14 protein-coding genes and 2 pseudogenes are annotated in these 19,718 nt (G+C 70.1%); 7 read left to right on the top strand and 9 right to left on the bottom strand.

All coding sequences use genetic code 11. The annotated features are described in order from the left end of the window. Positions 1 to 32 precede the first annotated feature (32 nt). The gene (locus tag ACIA8E_RS08600) at positions 33 to 1,337 is read right to left on the bottom strand and encodes a multidrug effflux MFS transporter (protein ID WP_399296047.1); all 1,305 of its coding nucleotides are present in this window, start codon (positions 1,335 to 1,337) and stop codon (positions 33 to 35) included. Between the two features lie 77 nt (positions 1,338 to 1,414). Here ACIA8E_RS08600 and ACIA8E_RS08595 point away from each other — a divergent pair, with 77 nt between their 5' ends. After that, positions 1,415 to 2,416 carry a Gfo/Idh/MocA family oxidoreductase gene (locus ACIA8E_RS08595; RefSeq protein ID WP_327124655.1) on the top strand — a complete coding sequence of 334 codons (1,002 nt, stop codon included), beginning with the start codon at positions 1,415 to 1,417 and terminating at the stop codon, positions 2,414 to 2,416. A 19-nt stretch (positions 2,417 to 2,435) separates the two neighbouring features. Here the strand turns inward: ACIA8E_RS08595 and ACIA8E_RS08590 are convergent, their stop codons facing one another. After that, positions 2,436 to 4,064, bottom strand: coding sequence for an alkaline phosphatase D family protein (locus ACIA8E_RS08590; RefSeq protein WP_399295864.1), 1,629 nt, complete (start codon positions 4,062 to 4,064; stop codon positions 2,436 to 2,438). 318 nt (positions 4,065 to 4,382) lie between these two features. Between ACIA8E_RS08590 and ACIA8E_RS08585 the strand changes: the two genes are divergently transcribed. Both ACIA8E_RS08585 and ACIA8E_RS08580 read left to right on the top strand, forming a co-directional pair. Beyond that, complete coding sequence (locus ACIA8E_RS08585; protein WP_399295862.1) at positions 4,383 to 5,156, top strand: SDR family oxidoreductase; 774 nt, start codon at positions 4,383 to 4,385, stop codon at positions 5,154 to 5,156. A 201-nt stretch (positions 5,157 to 5,357) separates the two neighbouring features. Beyond that, positions 5,358 to 6,233, top strand: a complete 876-nt coding sequence (locus ACIA8E_RS08580; protein ID WP_399295860.1) for a PhzF family phenazine biosynthesis protein — start codon at positions 5,358 to 5,360, stop codon at positions 6,231 to 6,233. On the opposite strand, the gene ACIA8E_RS08575 is transcribed toward ACIA8E_RS08580, so the two are convergent. Continuing rightward, positions 6,160 to 7,185, bottom strand: coding sequence for an NAD-dependent epimerase/dehydratase family protein (locus ACIA8E_RS08575; RefSeq protein WP_399295858.1), 1,026 nt, complete (start codon positions 7,183 to 7,185; stop codon positions 6,160 to 6,162). The two genes, ACIA8E_RS08580 and ACIA8E_RS08575, sit on opposite strands and share 74 nt — an antisense overlap. After that, positions 7,182 to 8,096 carry a ScbA/BarX family gamma-butyrolactone biosynthesis protein gene (locus ACIA8E_RS08570; RefSeq protein WP_399295857.1) on the bottom strand — a complete coding sequence of 305 codons (915 nt, stop codon included), beginning with the start codon at positions 8,094 to 8,096 and terminating at the stop codon, positions 7,182 to 7,184. Before ACIA8E_RS08570 ends, ACIA8E_RS08575 begins: the two co-directional genes overlap by 4 nt. A 199-nt stretch (positions 8,097 to 8,295) precedes the next feature. Between ACIA8E_RS08570 and ACIA8E_RS08565 the strand changes: the two genes are divergently transcribed. From ACIA8E_RS08565 to ACIA8E_RS08555, 3 genes are all read left to right on the top strand, one after another. Beyond that, entirely contained in the window at positions 8,296 to 8,958 is a 663-nt protein-coding gene (locus ACIA8E_RS08565; protein ID WP_399295855.1) for a ScbR family autoregulator-binding transcription factor, read from the top strand. A 196-nt stretch (positions 8,959 to 9,154) separates the two neighbouring features. Continuing rightward, positions 9,155 to 10,303, top strand: a complete 1,149-nt coding sequence (locus tag ACIA8E_RS08560; RefSeq protein ID WP_399295853.1) for a serine hydrolase domain-containing protein — start codon at positions 9,155 to 9,157, stop codon at positions 10,301 to 10,303. A 201-nt stretch (positions 10,304 to 10,504) separates the two neighbouring features. Next, positions 10,505 to 11,407, top strand: coding sequence for a glycosyltransferase family 2 protein (locus ACIA8E_RS08555; RefSeq protein ID WP_399295851.1), 903 nt, complete (start codon positions 10,505 to 10,507; stop codon positions 11,405 to 11,407). Positions 11,408 to 11,540: 133 nt separating this feature from the next. On the opposite strand, the gene ACIA8E_RS08550 is transcribed toward ACIA8E_RS08555, so the two are convergent. Beyond that, positions 11,541 to 12,236, bottom strand: a complete 696-nt coding sequence (locus ACIA8E_RS08550; protein ID WP_399295849.1) for a hypothetical protein — start codon at positions 12,234 to 12,236, stop codon at positions 11,541 to 11,543. 411 nt (positions 12,237 to 12,647) lie between these two features. Between ACIA8E_RS08550 and ACIA8E_RS08545 the strand changes: the two genes are divergently transcribed. After that, positions 12,648 to 12,857, top strand: a complete 210-nt coding sequence (locus tag ACIA8E_RS08545) for a hypothetical protein (protein ID WP_267005442.1) — start codon at positions 12,648 to 12,650, stop codon at positions 12,855 to 12,857. A gap of 95 nt (positions 12,858 to 12,952) precedes the next feature. On the opposite strand, the gene ACIA8E_RS08540 is transcribed toward ACIA8E_RS08545, so the two are convergent. The 4 genes and pseudogenes from ACIA8E_RS08540 to ACIA8E_RS08525 all read right to left on the bottom strand — a co-directional run bounded on the left by ACIA8E_RS08540 (position 12,953) and on the right by ACIA8E_RS08525 (position 19,619). Next, entirely contained in the window at positions 12,953 to 15,067 is a 2,115-nt protein-coding gene (locus ACIA8E_RS08540; RefSeq protein WP_399295847.1) for a glycoside hydrolase family 6 protein, read from the bottom strand. 236 nt (positions 15,068 to 15,303) lie between these two features. Next, a pseudogene (locus ACIA8E_RS08535) lies at positions 15,304 to 16,059 on the bottom strand (cellulose binding domain-containing protein); the annotation flags it as partial. A gap of 27 nt (positions 16,060 to 16,086) precedes the next feature. Then, positions 16,087 to 16,779, bottom strand: a pseudogene (locus ACIA8E_RS08530) (hypothetical protein); the annotation flags it as partial. 95 nt (positions 16,780 to 16,874) lie between these two features. Continuing rightward, the gene (locus ACIA8E_RS08525; RefSeq protein ID WP_399296045.1) at positions 16,875 to 19,619 is read right to left on the bottom strand and encodes a glycoside hydrolase family 48 protein; all 2,745 of its coding nucleotides are present in this window, start codon (positions 19,617 to 19,619) and stop codon (positions 16,875 to 16,877) included. Positions 19,620 to 19,718 lie beyond the last annotated feature (99 nt).

The raw sequence follows: 19,718 nt of genomic DNA, 5'->3' as shown, positions 1-19,718 counted from the left end.
ACCCCCTGGGCGAGTGGCCCGAGGGTCCGTGCTCAAGCCCTTGCGTCACCGCGCTGCCAGGGCCGGCACAGGCCCAGGAAGCACGCCATGGCCCCGACCGCGCACACCAGCTGGACGACCGCCATGGGTACGGCCGTCGCGTCCCCCGCGATCCCGACGAGCGGTGAGGCGATCGCGCCGATCAGGAACGACGACGTACCGAGCAGCGCCGAGGCGGAACCCGCGGCGTGCTTGGTACGCATCAGCGCCAGGGCGTTGGTGTTCGGCATCGCCAGCCCCATCGCCGACATCAGCACGAAGAGCCCGGCGGCGACCGGCACCAGACCGACGTCGCCGAAGGCCCCGGACGTCATCAGCAGCAGGGCGGTCGCGGCCAGCACGATGACCCCGAGCCCGAAGCCGAGCGCCTTGTCCAGGCTGATCCGGCCCACCAGTACCTTGCCGTTGATCTGGCCGACGGTGATCAGGCCGATCGAGTTGATGCCGAAGAGCAGGCTGAAGGTCTGCGGCGAGGCGCCGTAGATCTCCTGCACGACGAACGGCGAGGCGCTCACGTACGCGAAGAGGGCCGCGAAGGCGAGACTGCCCGCGACCATGTAGCCGGTGAACGTGCGGTCGCCGAGGAGTCGGCGCATGGTGCGCAGCGCGTCACCGACCCCGCCGGTGTGCCGTTCCTCGGGTGGCAGCGTCTCGTGCAGCCACTTCCAGACGACCAGGGTGAGCAGCACGCCGACGACCGTGAGGACGGCGAAGATGCCCCGCCAGTCGGTGAACCGCAGCACCTGTCCGCCGATCAGTGGCCCGACGACCGGTGCGACGCCGGAGATCAGCATCAGGGTGGAGAAGAACCGGGCCATCTCCACACCGTCGTACATGTCACGGACCACGGCCCGGGCGATGACGATGCCGGCCGCACCGGCCAGTCCCTGCAGGAGGCGGAAGCCGATGAGGAGTTCCGTGGTGGGCGCGAAGACGCAGAGCGCGGTGGCGAGCACGTAGACGACCATGCCGAGCAGGAGCGGCCGGCGCCGGCCCCAGCGGTCGCTCATCGGTCCGACGACGACCTGTCCGAGCGCCATGCCGCCGAGGCAGGCGGTGAGGGTGAGCTGGACGGTGGCGGCCGGGGCGTGCAGGGCGTCGGTGACCGCGGGGAGCGCCGGGAGGTACATGTCCATGGAGAGCGGCGGAAGTGCGGTGAGACCGCCGAGGACAAGAGTGACGAGGAGTCCGGTGCGCCGGGCCGCCGCGGTGGCGGTCGGACCGGTCGCGGCACGGATGCCGGTCCTGTCGGTCGGTATGTGGGTGTGCTGGGCTCGGCTCACGCCGCTCTCCGGCATTCTCATCTCCAAATAGTTGAATCCGCCTCTATGCTCTCAGCTCAGCCGGAGTGGTCGAGACCTTTTTGGGAGCAGGCATGAGCAGGACCGTGCGTTGGGGCGTGCTGGCTACGGGTGGCATCGCCGCGACCTTCACCGCTGATCTTCAGGCGGTGCCCGGCACGGAAGTGGTAGCCGTGGCCTCGCGCACGGACACGTCGGCCAAGGCGTTCGCCGAGCGGTTCGGGATACCCAGGGCGTACGGCAGCTGGGCCGAGCTCGCCGCGGACGACGAGGTCGACGTGGTGTACGTGGCCACCCCGCACTCCGCGCACCGGGAGGCCACCGAGCTCTGTCTGAAGGCCGGGAAGCACGTGCTGTGCGAGAAGGCGTTCACGCTCAATGCCCGGGAGGCGGAGGAGCTCGTGGCGCTCGCCCGGGACCGTGGCCTCTTCCTGATGGAGGCGATGTGGACGTACTGCAACCCGGTCATCAGGCGGCTGACCGCGCTGATCGCCGACGGTGCCATCGGCGACATCCGCACCGTGCAGGCCGACTTCGGGCTCGCGGGCCCGTTCGGCCCCGACCACCGGCTGCGGGACCCGGCGCTGGGCGGGGGTGCGCTGCTGGACCTGGGGGTGTACCCGGTGTCGTTCGCACAGCTGCTGCTGGGTGAGCCGGACCGGATCCAGGCCGATGCGCTGCTCTCCCCGGAGGGCGTCGATCTGAACACCGGCATGCTGCTGGGCTGGGAGTCGGGCGCCACGGCGCTGCTCAGCTGCTCGCTGGTCGCGGACACCCCACAGACCGCCTCGATCACGGGCACCCGGGGCCGGATCGAGTTCCCGCGCGGCTTCTTCTACCCGGAGCGGTTCGTGCTGCACCGGCCGGGACACGACCCGCAGGAGTTCACCGCGGGGTCGTCGGACGAGGGACTCAGCGGGATGCAGTTCGAGCAGGCCGAGGTGGTGCGGGCGCTGCTGGCGGGCGAGACGGAGTCACCGCTGGTACCTCTGGACGGTTCGCTGGCGGTGATGCGGACGCTCGATGCGGTACGGGACCGCATCGGCGTCCGCTACCCGGCGGACGGCATCGGCTGAGCGGGACGGAGTCAGGGCCTCACGCAGGCGTGAGGCCCTGGTTGCCCACCTCCGTGACGAACGATCCGGCCGTCGCGACGGGCGCACCGGGCGTGGTGACGGCCGACACCGTGCGGAAGTCGGCGCGTGCCTGGTCCTGGCCCAGCGTGACGACCGCGTACCCGCGCCGTCCGTTGAAGAACTTCATGTGCGGGTTGGCCTGCATCTGGTTGTTCCAGCTGGCCGGCTTGTCTGAGCCGTCCTTGCCGCTCGCGATCGACGTGGCGACGATCTCCGTGCCGAGCGTGCGCGACGACGGATCGTTGAAGTCCTTCTTCAGGTCGAAGCCGTAGCCGACGTGGACGTCGCCGGTCAGCACCATCAGGTTGTCGATCCCGGCGGCCTCCGCGCCCTTCAGGATCCGGTCGCGGGAGGCCGGGTAGCCGTCCCAGGAGTCCATGGACAGCTTGAAGGCGTCGGTCGGTACATCCCGCCGCTGGGCGAAGGTGACCTGCTGCGGTACGACGTTCCAGGTGGCCCGGGAGGCCTTCCATCCGTCGAGCAGCCAGCGCTCCTGGGTGGCACCGGTCAGGGTGCGCGACGGGTCCTCGGACTCCGGTCCCGGCTTCTGCCAGCCGTCCCCGTACGCCTGGTCGCTGCGGTACTGACGGGTGTCGAGGATGTCGAACTGGGCGAGCCGGCCGAACTGCAGGCGCCGGTAGAGCTTCATGTCAGGGCCGGTCGGCCGCTGCGGGGTGCGCAGTGGCTGATTCTCCCAGTACGCGCGGTACGCGGCGGCGCGCCGCAGCAGGAACTCCTCCGGCGGGACGTCGTTCTCCGGGGTGTCGCCCGCGTAGTTGTTCTCGGTCTCGTGGTCGTCCCAGGTGACGACGAAGGGGTGCGCGGCGTGCGCGGCGCGCAGATCCGGGTCGGACTTGTAGAGGGCGTACCGCAGGCGGTAGTCCTCCAGGGTGACCGTCTCCCGGTTGAAGTGGGCGGGGAGTGTGCGGTCCGTGTAGTTGCGGGCTCCGCCGGTCGCGGTCACGGCGTACTCGTAGAGGTAGTCGCCGAGGTGGAAGACGACGTCGACGTCCTCCTGCGCGAGGTGGCCGTACGCGGTGAAGTAGCCGTCGTGGTAGGCCTGGCAGGAGACCGCGGCGAGGGACATCGCGCTGTTGCGGGCGTGCCGGGCGGGGGCGGTGCGGGTCCGGCCGACCTGGCTGACCCACTTCCCGGCGCGGAAGCGGTAGTAGAGGACGCGGTCGGCGTCGAGGCCCTTGATCTCGACGTGGACGCTGTGGTCGAACTCCGGGTGGGCGGTGGCGGTGCCGCGCCGGACGATCCGGGTGAAGTGCTCGTCACGGGCGAGCTCCCAGCGCACCTGGACGCGGGCGTTCGGCAGTCCGCTGTCCGGCTCGTACGGGCGCGGTGCGAGTCTCGTCCACAGCAGGACCGAGTCGGGCAACGGGTCACCGGAGGCCACGCCGAGCGTGAACGGGTCCTCGCTGATCTTCCTGGCGTCCAGCTCGGCGGCGCTCGCGGCGCCCGCGGCGGGCAGGTTGACCGAGAAAGCGAGCGCGGCGGCGGCACCGGTGACGGTGAGAAAGCGGCGGCGTCCGACCTGACGCGCGGCGTCGCGCATCTCCTGCTGGTGCGATGAGTACGTCATCTGTCCCTCCCCTGACTGGCGGTGTACGCGTGGAAGTCCACCGGTCCCGCACATCGAGTGGCTGTCGTGGTGGCGTCGCACAGGCGTCGCGCTGATGAGGAGTGCGGCGGGATCGCCCCCCGGGGGACGAATTGCGCTGAGGTACCGCGGACACGGAGGTACGCAGACAGAGAGGTACGCAGTCGCAGGAACATGATCATCGTCAAGCGGCCCCGGCGGCGCTGGAATCGCCGACGAATGATCAAGAAGTCATTCCGTCGAACCCGAACCGGCCGCTTGCCGGGGACCTTTGACCCGGGAGGCGTACGCTGCGGCGTCATGAGCAACAAACTGTTGAACTCCGATGCGAAAACGGCCGTCGTCACGGGCGCGGGCTCCGGGATCGGCCGTGCAGTGGCTCTTGCCCTTACCGGCGCCGGCTGGTCGGTGGCACTCGCGGGCCGCCGCCCCGAACCCCTCGCCGAGACCGCGGAACTGGCCGGGGAGAAGGCCAGGGTGATCACCGTCCCCGCCGACGTCTCCCGCCCCGAGGACGTGACCGCGCTGTTCTCCTCCGTACGGGAGTGGATCGGCCGGGTCGACCTGCTGTTCAACAACGCGGGGACGTTCGGCCCGCGCTCCGTCCCGGTGGAGGACCTGTCGTACGACGACTGGCGCACCGTGGTCGAGGTGAACCTGACGGGGGCGTTCCTGTGCGCGCAGGCGGCGTACCGGCAGATGAAGGAGCAGGACCCGCAGGGCGGCCGGATCATCAACAACGGCTCGATCTCCGCCCATGCGCCGCGTCCTCACTCGGTGGCGTACACGGCGACGAAGCACGCCATGACGGGGCTGACGAAATCGCTGTCGCTGGACGGGCGCCCGTACCGGATCGCCTGCGGCCAGATCGACATCGGCAACGCGGCGACCGAGATGACCGAGCGGATGCAGAGGGGCGTCCTTCAGGCCAATGGCGAACTGGCTGTGGAACCGGTGATGGCGGCGGACGACGTGGCCCGGACGGTGCTGCACATGGCGGAGCTGCCGCTGGAGGCGAATGTGCAGTTCGCGACGGTCCTGGCGACGACGATGCCGTACGTGGGCCGCGGCTGACAGCGGGCGCGTGTCGGACCCCGGGCGGCATCCGACCGCTTTCGACGCCACCGGGCGGGTGCCCACCGTCCCGACTCCTGCTTGGCCGAAGACGGGCAACGGCATCGCGAACCGCCACCGGGCCGGCGCCCCGGCCGCGGTTCGCGGTGTCGGCCGTCCCGGCCGGGAATCCCCTGAGCCGCGGTGCGGTTGACGTGCGTCATGAGTCAGATTTCAGGCACCGAGGTCCTTCGCTACACCGCGTTCTCCGCCGACCCGGAGGGCGGCAACCCGGCGGGGGTCGTCCTCGACGCGTCCGGTCTCGACGACGCGGCGATGCTCGCCCTCGCGGCCGAGCTCGGCTACAGCGAGTCGGCGTTCCTGACCGGGCCGGGCGAGTCGGGCGGATCGACCGGTCGTGCTTACACGATCCGCTACTTCAGCCCGAAGGCGGAGGTTCCGTTCTGCGGCCACGCCACTGTGGCGACGGCCATCGCCCTCGCCGAGCGCAACGGCCCCGGCGATCTGGTCTTCACCACGCAGGCGGGCACGGTCCCGGTCACCGTCGCCCAGGATGGCGCCGAGCTCCGGGCCACCCTCACGAGCGTGGAACCCCACGTAACCGATGTCGCTCGGGACGAGCTGACCGAGGCGCTGGCCGCCCTGGGCTGGCCGGCCGCCGACCTGGACCCGGCTCTGCCGCCCCGTATCGCCTATGCGGGCGCCCGCCACCTGGTGCTTGCCGCGGCGAGCCGCGAGCGGCTCGCCGACCTCGACTACGACTTCGCGCGCCTAGAAGCGCTCATGCGCCGACTCGACCTGACGACAGTTCAGCTGGTGTGGCGTGAGTCGCCGGCCGTCTTTCACGTCCGCGACCCGTTCCCGGTCGGCGGTGTGGTCGAGGACCCGGCGACGGGAGCGGCGGCGGCCGCCTTCGGGGCCTACCTGCGCGAGCAGGCCCTCGTCCCGGACGCCGCGGTCCTCACCCTCCACCAGGGCGAGGACATGGGCCGTCCCGGCACGCTCACCGTCGAACTGCGTGCGGGCGATGCGCGGGTGCGGGTGAGCGGGACGGGGACGCGGATCCCGGCGGAGTGACGTACCGCCCCAGGAACTGCCGGTACCAAGGGGCGTGCCGGGCGAAGGTGGCGGCGAAGCCCGCGCCCGGCTCGCAGCCGACGTCCTGCCACACCCGCTCGTCGGCGAACCAGTGGTCCACCGCGAGCATGTCGAGATGGTGCAGTGCGTACGGGACCTGGGCCAGCCGGGCACGGGCGGCGTCGACACCGATGCCCGCACCTGCCCAGGGCAGCCCGAGTTCGTCGATGACCGTCTCCAGCAACTCCGAACAGGCCACCGGCTCAGGGTGGTTGACGTGGTAGACGCCCGTCGGTTCCTTCGGGGAGAGCGCCGCTCCGAGCAGCGCTCTGCCCAGCGTCTCGACGTCGATGAGCGAGTGCCGCGTCTCGCACCCGGTCAGTCCAGCCCTCAACTGCCCCAGCAGGGCGGCGAGTCCGGGCACCGCCCAGCGGTCCCCGGCGCCGTGCACGATGTGCGGACGCAGTACGGCCCCGCCCGCCGCGAGGACGTGCTGCTCCGCGGCGGCGCGGGTCAGGCTGGTGGCCGAGGCGGGGGCCGGCTCCACCCGGCCCGGCATCAACTCCGTGAACGGGCCGCGCCCGTAGACGGATGCCGTGCTCAGGTGGACGATCCGGGCGACGCCGCTGCGGGCGGCCTCCTCGACCAGGGCCCGGGTGCCGTGGTCGTTGACGGTCGTGGCCGTCTCCGCGTCGCCGCCGATCTGCGAGGCGCAGTGAATCACGGCGTCGATACCATCGCAACTGCCGTGCAGGGAGGCAGGATCGGCGAGATCCCCGTACACGGTCTCGACGCGGGTCCCGATGCCGGTCACGAAGTGGCGACCGCTGTCGAGCGCGGTCCGGTGCGTCATCAGGCGCAGGCGGGCCCCGGGGATCCGGAGCGCGGCGGCCACGACATGGCTGCCGATGAATCCGGTCGCTCCGGTGATGAGGATGCGCGGCGCCGTCACGGCCGTATGCCCTGCGCCTCTTCGGTGCAGTCCGGCGATTCGAGCGTGCTGGTGAAGACCGGTTCGCCGTCCTGGGTGGCCCGGACGTGCACCCTGGTCGTCGACCGGGTGTCCGCCGGGACGATCCAGGCCTCGATCCAGCACGGGCGGTCGAGCTCGATGTAGCGGAGGAAGGCGGCCTCCAGCGACACCGGCAGGAAGGCGCGCCCGGGGCGGACGGCATTGGCGGCCTGCCGGGCCGCCTCCAGCAACAGGACTCCCGGCACGTGGTCGTTGGGCCGGCCGAAGAGGGTCGGATGCCCGGTGTCGAGCCGCAGCCGCCAGAGACCCTGACGCGGAGTCGGTGCCAGCACGACGTCACGCTCCGAGACCCGGCCCGCCTCGCGCGGTGCGACGGACGGAAGGAGGGGGACGGGTACGCCCATCCCGGCGCGGCGGTTCCCCCGCAGCCGCTCGTACACCTTGGCCGACGTGCAGCTGATCCGGCCGCCGCCGGTTGCGATCCGGCTGCCGCTGCGATGCAGGAGCAGTTCCAGGCTCATGGAGCCGAGGCCCCGGCCCCGCTGCCTGATCCGGGAGCACGAGACGTCCACGGTGATGTCCCAGGATCCGTCGGGACGGTCCAGATGCTCGGGGCGCGCGCCCAGGGCGAGGCGTTCGGGCGAGGAGATGTATCCCAGCTCCCACATCACGAACTGGTCCCCGACCGGAACGTCGAATTCCGCGTGAGCGAGGAGCATCGTCGTCTGCCGCATGGTCTCCGCGATCAGCAGTGGGTCCTGGTAGCGGCCCGCCACGGGGGCGAAGAAGCGGTGCGCACGCGGCCAGCGGGCCGACACCGAGAACTGGGTGTCGGTCTGTCTGGTCCAGCCGGTGGGGAAGACGTCCTCGGGATCGGACCGGTGGACCAACTGCCGTGGAAATTCGGCATGTCTGCCTTTGGGTGGCACCGAAGCGGTGCGTGAGACGAGCAGAACCATGAAGTTCCCCCCCAGAGGATCCACGCAGGAGGCCGATCACCCCCGCAGTAAGATACTGACAGCCCGGTTTTCCTTTCCAGCCAGAACCCTGTGGTGCTGACCACGCCACGACTAGAGAGACACGTAGCTGATGGCACAGCAGGCGCGCGCGATCCAGACTCGGCGGTCGATCCTGGTGGCGGCCGCCGCCGTTTTCGACGAGCGCGGCTACAGCAGCGCCACCATCAGCGAGATCCTCGCGCGGGCAGGCGTGACCAAGGGCGCGCTGTACTTCCACTTCAACTCGAAGGAAGAGCTGGCGCTCGGCGTGATGGACCTCCAGCTGGACATCGTTCCGCTGCCGCCTCAGCTGACGAAACTCCAGGAACTGGTCGACCAGGGCATGTTGCTCGCCCACCAGCTCCGACATGAACCGCTGGTGCGGGCCAGTGTCGGACTGGCGATGGACCAGGGGGTCGAGGGCCTCGACCGGGGTACCCCGTTCCGGGCCTGGATAGATCGGCTCGAACATCTGCTGAGCGCGGCGAAGAACCAGGGTGAGCTCCTGCCGCACGTCCAGCCGGGCGAGACCGCGGAGCTGCTGGCGGGCGCCTTCTCCGGCGTGCAGGTGATGTCCCAGGTCCTGTGCAACCGCGAGGACCTGGGGCGCCGGATATCCGTACTGCTGCACTACATCCTGCCGAGCATTTCGACGCCCGCCGTGCTGGCCACCCTCGACATGGCCGAGGACCGCGGCGAACGGCTGTACGCCTCTCTCGAATCCGTACCGGGTCAGGCCACCGCCACCGGCTGACCATCCGGAACTGGCCCGTCCGGCCCGGAACCGTACCGGGCGGTCTTCGATGACGGCCGACAGCTGAGGCCGGTAGCACGGCCCCCGGCACCGACCTCGACAGAGCCGATCGTGCGTAATCGGTGTGAACGGTCCGATGATTCGGGGCGGCGGCGGAAGTCTTGGTTCCGACCGCACGAATCGAGAAGGTGGACCGATGACGACCGACCTGCACGAGATCCTGGATGCGCACGTCAGCAAGGGGCCGGTGCCGGGCGCGGTGGGCCTCGTGGCCCGGGGCGACCGGACCGAGGTACGGGCGGCCGGTTCGGCCGACGTCGAGGGCACGGCCCCGATGGCCCGGGACTCGATCTTCCGCATCGCCTCGATGACCAAGCCGATCGTCGCCGCCGCGGTCATGGTGCTGGTCGAGGAGGGCCGGATCGCGCTGGACGAACCGGTCGGTCGATGGCTGCCGGAACTGGCTTCGCCGAAGGTGCTCCGCACCCCGTCCGGTCCGCTCGACGAGGTGGTCCCGGCGACCCGGCCCATCACCGTGTTCGACCTGCTCACCTTCCGTGCCGGGTACGGCTTCCCGTCCGACTTCACGCTGCCGGGAGTCGCGCCGCTGTTCAGCGAGTTGAAGCAGGGACCGGAGCCGGCGGACGTCCCGGCGCCGGACGAATGGATGGCGACGCTGTCCCGTATCCCGCTGCTGAACCAGCCGGGCGAAGCCTGGCTGTACAACACCTGCTCGGACATCCAGGGTGTGCTGATCGCCCGGGTCTCGGGCCGTTCGTTGCCGGAGTTCCTGGACGAGCGACTGTTCGAGCCGCTGGGCATGGTGGACACCGGTTTCGCGGTACCGGCCGCGAAGCTCGACCGCTTCACCAGCCTCTACCGCATCGATCCGAACGGCGATCCCCAGCTGGTGGACGCCCCCGGCGGCCAGTGGAGCAGCGTGCCCGCGTTCCCGTCCGGCGCGGGCGGGCTGGTCTCGACCCTCGACGACTGGCTGGCCTTCGCCCGCATGATGCTCGCCGACGGGACGTTCGGCGGCCGCCGGCTGCTGTCACCCGCATCGGTGCGCCGGATGACCACCGACCATCTGACCCTGGCCCAGCGCGAGGCCAGTGGACTGTTCATCGAGGGTCAGGGGTGGGGCTTCGGCGGCTCGGTCGATGTCGGGACGGCCGAGCCGTGGAACGTACCGGGCCGCTACGGCTGGGTCGGCGGCACCGGCACGACGGGGCACCTCGTCCCGTCCACGGGAACGGTCACGATCATGCTCAGCCAGCTGGAGATGACGGGGCCCAAGCCGCCCGCGCTGATGCAGGACTTCTGGCGGTACGCGATGGACGCCTGAGGCCGCCGCCCGCGTGCGTCGCCCGGACTGACCGGGCGCCGGTGGTTCGCGGCGACGAGTGCCCGACGCCACACCCGGCTCCCGACGGCCCGGTGTCCGCTACCGGACACCGGTCAACCCGCCGTGACAGGGCGGCAGCCGGAACCTGAACAGCAAGCGACTACGATCACGGGCACCGCAGCGAGCCCAGGAGTGCTGACCTTGTCCGAACCGCGCATCGGCGTATCCATCGTGACCATGGGCGACCGCCCGCAGCAGGTCGAAGCCCTGTTGGCCTCGATCGCCATACAGGACCTCCTGCCGACCCGTCTCGTCATCGTGGGCAACGGCACCTCGCTGCCGGACTTCACCGCCTTCCCCGGCCTGTCCGGCCTGTCCGGCGGTGTGACCACGATCGAGCTCGACGAGAATCTCGGCTGCCCCGGCGGCCGTAACGTCGCCATCCGCCGACTCGCGGAACTCGGTGACGTGGACGTCGTCGTCGAGCTGGACGACGACGGGCTCCTCGTCGACAGCGGTGTGCTGCGCAAGGTCCAGGAGATGTACGCCGCCGACCCGAAGCTCGGCATCGTCGGCTTCCGCATCGCCGACGAGCACGGCGAGACGCAGCGCCGCCATGTCCCCCGGCTGCGCTCCACCGACCCGATGCGCCGCGGCCCGGTCACGGCGTTCCTCGGCGGCGGCCACGCACTCTCCATGAAGATGCTTGCCGAAACCGGCCCGTGGCCCGCCGAGTTCTTCTTCACGCACGAGGAGACGGACCTGTCCTGGCGTGCGCTCGATGCGGGCTGGAAGATCCTGTACGAACCCGACCTGCTGCTCCAGCATCCCAAGACGTCACCGGCCAGGCACTCGGTCTACTACCGGATGACGGCCCGCAACAGGGTCTGGCTGGCCCGCCGTAACCTGCCTCTCCCCCTGGTCCCGGCCTACCTGGGCACCTGGACCCTCCTCACCGTGGCCCGCACCCACTCGGCCGCGGGTCTGCGCGCCTGGGCCGGCGGCTTCGCAGAGGGGGTCCGCACCCCGTGCGGCCGACGGCAGCCGATGCGGTGGCGCACGGTGTGGCGCATGACGATACTGGGGCGGCCGCCGGTCATCTGAAGGGCGCCGCAGTCCCGCCCCACCCGTGGGGGGGCGGAGCCTTCCGGCACCTGCCGTCGCGGGCGTCGGACCGACCACGAGTTGGTCGTCGGAATCCCCACGCCGGCGGCGGCCTCGCGGCCGCCGGACGCTCTCATGCGAATCCTTGCCAGGAGGCCGTGGGGGCGGACGAAACCTGCCACTGGTCGAGGATGCCGTCCCAGTCGTGCATCGGTGCGGAGCCGAAAGTGGTGGATGAGGATTGCTGGTCCCATACCGCCTCCTGGTGCGGCGGTCGAGGCTGGCTGGGGTAGTACCACTGCCGGGGCTGGGGCATGGCGGGCGCCTCCGTGCCGTCGACGCGGCGATGCCGGCCGGAACGGTCCAGCGACGGCGCGGCATGTGTGAGGCGGCCCTGTGCCTCCAGATACCGGGTGCGTGCGACGAGGCGGGGGAGATCGAGACCGAGCTCGCTCGCCAGCACGGCGAGGTCGGTCCCGGTGCTCCACGCTCCGACCAGGACCGCGTCCACCGCTGTCGACGACGCCGTCACGTGGACCGGTTCATCAATGACCGGAGCATGAAGGGGAGTTGGAGGCGCGGCCGGCGTCTCGTGGGACACATGCCTTTCCTCCGGTTCCAGGTACGACGGGCATCCGTCCGCGTCTTCGGCAGGGGGCTTGTACGCATCGGCAGCGTGATGGTCCAGGAGCGCCTTGGCGATGGCCCGGGCGTCGTCCTTGCCCACGGTGCGGCGGGCCAGGCGCACTTCGCGTTCATGGAGCCCGAGGAGTTCCGCGACGGTCCCGTCGCTGCCCAGCGTCACCGCGAACGCGGCCAGCGTTCGCATGCGGTCCGCATTTCGTTCGTCAAGGTCCCCCTGCGCACGGCGTACATCCTCGTCATTCCCGAAATAGGCCCGCGCCAGTACGGCATGGCGCTCCCACATCTCCCTCGGTTCCATGCCTGGAGCAACGTCTCTGTTACGGATTTGAAGCGATATTCGATCTAAAGACATCAAGAAAGGTGAAACGCCATCTAATCATTCTGTGTCGCACTCTAGTTACTCATATGGGTGCTGATCGTTACCACCGTCATGAACGCACCCACATCCGCCACCGCTACCGGCAGAGGCACCGCGACATCCGTTCCGCACCCCTCGCAGGCCCCCCGCGCATCTCATGCCCGTCCGCGCCCGCGGCCCCAGCTGGATGCGCCGCACGGAGCACGCACATCACGGGGGCAGCTTGCCGGCGCGTTCGTGGCGGGTCAGACGTACACCGAGGCGGCGAGCGAGACACCGCTGTACGCCGAACTGGTCGCAAGCTGGACCGCAAGCGCCGCTACGGTGCCCGGCATCCCCGACTCCGAATGGCAACGCCTGACCTCCTACCAGTCCTTTCTCCGTGAGGTCGAGTCGGTCCTCAGGGACCTTCGCCCCCACCGCGCCCCCGACATGCTGCGCAGATGAAGTGTGATGCGGGGACGCCCGTCGCTCCCGCCGCCGCGACACGGAAGCGGCAACGGGAGCGACGGAACTGGTGGCGCGAGGGGTGACGGGCAGGGTCAGGGGGCGGTGCCCCAGGTGAGGGTGGAGCCCACGTAGACACCGATCTTCGACGCGTCGGCGTAGGCCGTGTTGGTGGTGCGGCTGTAGTCGTCGGCCTCGTTGAAGTTCGACCAGTCGCTCTTGTTCAGGCGCAGCTGGATCTCCCCGGTGGACGCTCCCGCCGCCAGGCTGCCGCTGCCGAAGCCGACCTCCAGGTAGTGGCTGGCCCCGGCAGCCGAACTACCGGAGGCCGTCACGCCGGTGGTCACACTGCCGCAGCCCAGCACCGCGTAGTCGCAAGCGGTGCCGAAGGTGCTCGCGCCGGCCTCGGGGGTGAACCAGTAGCGCACCTTCACCGTGGACAGGTTGACCGCGGTGCTCCCGGTGTTGACCAGTTGCAGGCCCATCCGGATCTGGTTGTCGGTGGCCGAGGAGTCGCTGTTCTTGTACTGGACCTTGAGGGTGCCGGTGCCGGTTCCGCCGCCCGCGGACGTGGTCGCCGAGACGGCGGCGGAGGCCGCCGAGACGTTCCCGGCCGCGTCCCGGGCCTTGACCGTGTAGCTGTACGCCGTCGAGGCGGTGAGCCCCGTGTCGGTGAACGAGGTCGTGGCCGAGGAGCCCACCTGCACCCCTGCGCGGTACACGTCGTAGGCGGTCACGCCGGTGTTGTCGGTCGAGGCCGACCAGGACAGCGAGACGCTGCCGCTCGTCTGCCCCGTGACCGTCAGGCCGGTCGGCACGGAAGGCGCCTGGGTGTCGTCGTCACCACCGCCGCCGAGGGTCGGGTACGCGTTGCGCACCAACTCCTGGAACTGGGCGGAGAACCAGTGGCCCGCCAGCGGCGAGCCGGACAGCGCGCCGGTCAGGTTGTTGCCGTTGCGCCCGTTGCCCGTGTACGTCGGGTCGCACATCCGGTCGAAGCCCTTGCCCTCGTCGTTCTCGATGGGCTGGCTGTTGCCGTCCGACTCGCCCGGGGGCTTGGCCCAGACGTAGGCGTCGATGCCGGCCGCGGGGGCCGACTTCGGCCGCTCGCCGATGCCCGCACCCTTCTGGTTGCACCAGTTCCCCGCGTGGATGCGCCGGTCGATGCGGCCACCGTTGACATAGTCGTCCACATTGGTCGTCGGTCCCGCGCCGGAGGGCCGGGCGCTGCCGCCCCAGCCGTTGCGGGCGGTGTCGATGAGCATGCCGATGCCGGAATCGAAGCCGCCGCGGCTGACCAGGAGCGAGCGCAGTCCCTGGGCGTAGGTCAGTTCGTCCACGTACTGATTCCAGTCGACCCACTTCGACTGACGCACAGTCGTACCGTTCACCGAGTCGGTGACCTTGAAGTACGGCTCCTGGAGGGCGGAGTAGTTGGCCGTGTTCACGATGAAACCGTGGACATCGGCGACGGTCGCGCCCTCACTCGTGGCGGCCTTCTTGAACTCGTCGACCGCCGGGGCGAGGTTGGTGTCCCAGCCGAGCCACCCGTGGTGCGCCGCGTCGATGTAGTTGTAGACGTTGGGAATGGCCGCCAGGGTGTGCAGGGCGTAACCGACACCCTTCTCGTAGTTGCCGTTCGCCTTCATCACCGCGCACGCCTCGGTGGCACCGGCCTCGCCGCCGGCGTTGGTGACGATGTTGGGCAGCGAGTCCGGTTCGATGACGGCGACGATCCGAAGGCTCGCGTAGGCGGGGTCGTCGAGGACGTCGGCGATGGGGTTGATGTACTCGGTCTTGTACCGGTCGAGTTCGGTGGGACCGAGCTCACCGTTGGAGGCCAGCGCGGCGCAGTCACGTCCAGGCAGGTCGTAGATGACGACCTGGAAGAGGTTCGCCCCCTGGTCCAGCGCCTCGTCGAGGTGCTCGCGCAGGCTCATCGCGTCGCCCGCGCCCTCGATGGCCGCGATGCGGTCCATCCAGACGAACGAGGGCTCGTCGGCGATGACGCTGCCGCCCGGCTCCGCGGCGGCCTTGGCGGACCACTGCGGGTTCACATACGCCTTGGCGCCGACGTACGGGTTGTCGACGCGGGCCGCGGCGGAGGCCGGGGTGGGGACGGCCACGGCCAGGGCCGCTCCGATCGCCAGCGCGGAGAGCGCGGCGAACTTCCTGCGTATCCCGTGCAGCGTGGAACTTCGTGATCTCATTGCGGCTCCGTATTCCTTTCGTACGTACGCCTCCGGGCACTCCCCGAGGGCGGGTTCAGGGGTTGTTCTAGGGGCTCTGCGGTGTTTGCGGCTCGATGCCCCTTTCTCATCAGGGGAGCTCGGGACGGCGTTCCCGGGCGGGTGCGTGGTCGGGGCGGTGCCCCGATGGCGGGAGGAGCGGGGCGGGCATCCCGCCATCGGGAGTGCGCAGTCGTGCTGTGCGCGACGGTGGAGTCTCAGGGGGCGGTGCCCCAGGCGGGCGTTCCGTCGACGTACACGGCCACCTTCGAGGCGTCGGCATAGGCGGTGTTGGTCGCCCTGCTGTAGTCGTCGGCCTCGTCGAAGTTCGACCAGTCGGACTTGTTGAGCCGCAGCTGGATCTCACCGGTCGAGGCGCCCGCGGGCAGGCTGCCGCTCCCGAAGCCGACCTCCAGGCAGTGGTCGGCGCCCTGTCCGGCGCCGGCGGAGGACACCACGCGATGCGTGACACTGCCGCAGCCGATCGCGGCCCAGTCACAGTTGGTGCTGTACGTGGTCGCGCCGGACTCGCCGCTGAACCAGTAGCGGACGGTGACATCCGACAGATCCACGGGTTGCGTGCCGGTGTTCACCAGCTGCAGGCCGGGCCTGATCTGGTTGTCCCCGGGAGACGGGTCGTTGTTCTTGTACTGCGCCTTCAGCGTGCCGCTCCCGGTGCCGCCGCCCGGCCCGGTCGTCGCCGTGACCGCGGCGGAGGCCGCCGAGGTGTTCCCGGCGGCGTCCCGGGCCCTGACCGTGTAGCTGTACGCCGTCGAGGCGGTGAGCCCCGTGTCGGTGAATGACGCGGTGGCCGTGGTCCCGGCCTTCACGCCATCCCGGTAGACGTCGTACGCCGTGACGCCGGTGCCATCCGTCGACGGTGTCCAGGACAGGACGGCGGTAGTGCTGGTCGTCCCGGTGGCCCGGAGGTTCTCCGGTGCCGAGGGGGCGACGGTGTCGCCCCCTCCGCCGCTGTCCGCGCTCGCCGTGAAGGAGAAGCTCCTGGTGCCGAGGCCCTGGCCGCCCTGCCAGATCTCGAACCCGGCCTCGGCGTCGATCAGAAAGTGCGCGGGATCGATCTGGCCGCGCGTGACGGCGTCGTCGATCAGGCTCTTCACATCGAGATCGGCGAACTCGGTGACGCCCTGCTGCAGTACGTACGAGATGACCTTCCAGCCGGAGGCACCGGGACCCGTCCAGACGTCCCACGCCTTGCCGTCGAGCTGCACCGTGCCGGTGCGGGATCCGATCGGCTGGGCTCCGCCGCGGTGGTTCATCCAGATCATCACCTCGGTCCCGTCCGGCTGGTCGTCGGTGACGGGAGCCGAGTTGAACCAGAGGTCCATCGAGACGTTGTACGCACCCGAGGCGACCTGGGTCGTGGACCAGGAGGTGCGGGTGGTGGCGAGTTCGTCGACGCGCAGCGGCAGTCCGCTGTCCGTCGTGCACGCACCCCAGTGGCATCCCTTGTAGCTGGACGGGTACGTGGCCGGGGCGCCGTTGGTCGGGAGGGCGAAGGACGACTCCGTGACGCTCCAGGCCCCGGTCTCCGGGTCGACGCTCACACACTGCCGGGCCGTGGAGTTCCACTCGTTCTGCTGGTAGATGTACTCGCCGCCCTGGAGCTCGGTCGTCCCCCAGGCGGTGCAGTCGGTCACCGGCGCGGCCGCGGCCGGAGCGGCGCCGGTGAACATGGATGCGGCGGCGAGCAGCAGCGCCGCGGCGGTGGCGGCGAGGGGCGGGAACCAGCGGCTGCGGTGGCGGGCCGCCGTGTTCGTGAGGAGTCCGCTCACGGTTCCACTCCCCAGGCGAGAGCCGAGCCCACATAGGCGGCGAGGCGGGGTGCGTCGGCGTAGGCGGTGTTGGTGGCGCGGCTGTAGTCGTCGGCCTCGTTGAAGTTCGACCAGTCGGACTTGTTCAGTCGCAACTGGACCTCGCCGGTCGAGGCGCCGGCGGCCAGGCTGCCCGCGCCGCCGGTGAAGCCGACCTCCAGGTAGTGGTCGGCCCCGGTCTTCGGGCTGCCGGCCGTCACCACCGTGTGGTCGATGTTCGACGATCCGAGCGCGGCGTAGTCGCAGTACGTGGAGAAGGTGCTCGCACCGGCCTCGGAGCTGAACCAGTACCGGACCTTGACCGTGGACAGATCGACCGGGGCGCTGCCCGTGTTGACGATCTGCAGTCCGAGCCGGATCTGGTTGTCGGTGGCCGACGAGTCGGTGTTCTTGTACTGGACCTTCACCGTGCCTGTTCCGCCGCCGCCCGATTTCGTGGTGGCGGACACGGTCGTGGAGAGCGCCGAGGTGTTGCCGCCCGCATCCCGCGCCGCCACCGCGTAGCTGTACACGGTCGCGGCGGCGAGGCCCTGGTCCGTGAACGTTCGCGTCGTCGCGCTGCCCGCGAGTACCCCGTTGCGGTACACGTCGTAGCCGGTGACGGCGACGTTGTCGGTCGAGGCGGACCACGACAGCGACACGCTGTTGTTCGTCGTCGCGGTGACCGCGAGCCCGGCCGGCGCCGTCGGTGGTTCGGTGTCACCGCCGCCGTCCCCCTCCACCAGCAGTTCGGCGTAGATCGAGAAGGCGAGCGCGAGTGCCGCCTGGGCCCAGAACCGGTGGTACGTGAAGGTGGGTGCCGGTCCGCCGTCCAGGTAGGCCTGGACCTTGGGCCAGTCCGGGTCGTCCCGGTACCAGGACCGCATGCCGATGAAGGTGACGCCCGGCTCGACCGTGTCGCCGCCCGGCATCTCGCCCGACCACCCGTCGGGTACGAACACCTCGTCGTCGAACCGGTTGTAGTCGGCCCTGGTCTCCGGTACCGCGATGCCCTTGTCGTCGGCGTTCAGTGCCATTGCGTCGAGCAGGGCCTTGGCCAGGGCCCCGGCGGCGGTGTCGCCCGATTTGGCGGCGTAGTAGGTCAGCGTCTTGACGTAGGCGGCGCCCACCCCGACGTCGTTGGAGTAGTCCACGACCGAGACGTGCAGTCCCGCGTTGTTCCCGGGGGACGTGGGGTTCCAGGTGTCCGGCTTGCCCGTCCAGTTGAGGGTGGAGGGGAAGCGGTAGCTGCCGTCGGCGCCGACGGTGGTCTTCCCGGAGGCCCAGGCGACCCATTTGGACAGCACGGCCTCGGCGGTCGCGTTGCCGGTGACGTAGTAGTACGCGGCGACGCGTTCCATGCCCCACACCTGGAAGCCGAACCAGTTGTTGCTCGGCGGGTCGTGGTAGACCGGCTGCCAGTCGTACGCCATGCCGTAGAACGTCGGCGTGCCGGCCGGCGGGGTTCCGTACTTGCCGTCCCAGCTGTTGGTGCAGCCCCCGGCGAAAGCGCCTTCCGCGGACTGCAGCCACTGCAGGAACTCCAGCTGCCTGGTCAGACTCTTCGCCCAGTCGGTGCGCGCCGTCGCCGACTTGGGCGTCAGCGCCGGGACATTGGACAGAGCCCATGCGGCGAGCGGGTTCTGGTAGCCCTGGTGGGAGGCCCCGTCACCGATGCGCCAGGCCCACCCGCCGCTGCTCCCCGCGGCCGCGCCGCCCCAGGCGTAGTACCACGACAGCAGATAGTGCTGGGAGTCACGGCCGGACGCGGCCGGGCAGGAGTTGGGATCCGTGCAACTGCCGATCCGCTTGAAGTACTTGTCGAACATGGCATAGCGGAGGTAGTCGCCCATCTTGGCGGCCTTGGCCACCGACGCCGCGATCTCACCCTCCTTGCCCTGGGCGGAGGCCCAGCGGTACGCCCAGTAGGCGGCCTGCACCGCGCGGGCGTCGGCGTCCGGGGCGTTGGTGTACTTCCACTGCTCGGCATAGCTCGCGTCGTCGACGAACAGGTCGAGAAAGCCGTTGGGCCCGCCGTAGTTGAAGAGATCGGTGGTCGGCTGCGGGATGGTCTCCCACACGGATTCCTGTGCGCCGCGCTGGTAGGTGTTGATGAACGAAGGTCCGGCCCCCGGCCCCGACTCGCCGCCGGTGCCCGGCTTGTTGCCGTAGCCGTAGGTGTTGTCCAGGTCCATCAGCCAGTGCATGCCGTAGACGTCCATCGTGCCGTAGGACGAGGCCAGTTCCGTGGCGATGGGGTCCGAGCCGACCGGGACCGAACTGTTCAGGGCGGACGGGTAGTTGTCGGGCAGCGGCCATTCGGGCGCGTAGGTCGCCGGGGAGCTCGGGTTGTACGCGTCGGCGGTGGACTGATCGGCGTGCTGCGGGATGATCGTGCGCTCCGCGATCGCCCAGGCTTCGTTGAAGGGGCCCCAGTCCCCCGTCACCCGGCCGTACGCGGCCTCCAGCCACATCCAGAAACTGACGGCCTCGGAGGTCGTCTCGTGACCGTGGTCCGGCGCCTCGACCATCAGCGTCTCGGCCGAGTGGTACGGAAGGCCGTCCGGGCTGAAGTAGCCGTTTCCCGCCGCCTTGATCTTGCCGTACTGGGTGAGGAACGCCTGGGTGTACGGGTCGTCGGCCGCCGCGGCACGGGCGCCCTCGCCCGTCGGAGTGGCGGGCTTGGCCACGGCGGTGCCCTGGGTCAGGCCCACCGCGATCAGGCTGCCGCTCAAGGCAGTACTGAATGTTCTACGTGATATCGACACAAATCCTCCGTTGGCGGGTGTCGTAGGGGGAGGGAGGGCTGTGCAGGTGGTGCG

This window comes from Streptomyces sp. NPDC051664, from assembly GCF_044453545.1.
GTDB lineage: Bacteria > Actinomycetota > Actinomycetes > Streptomycetales > Streptomycetaceae > Streptomyces.
This window is presented reverse-complemented; position numbering and strand designations above follow the sequence as displayed.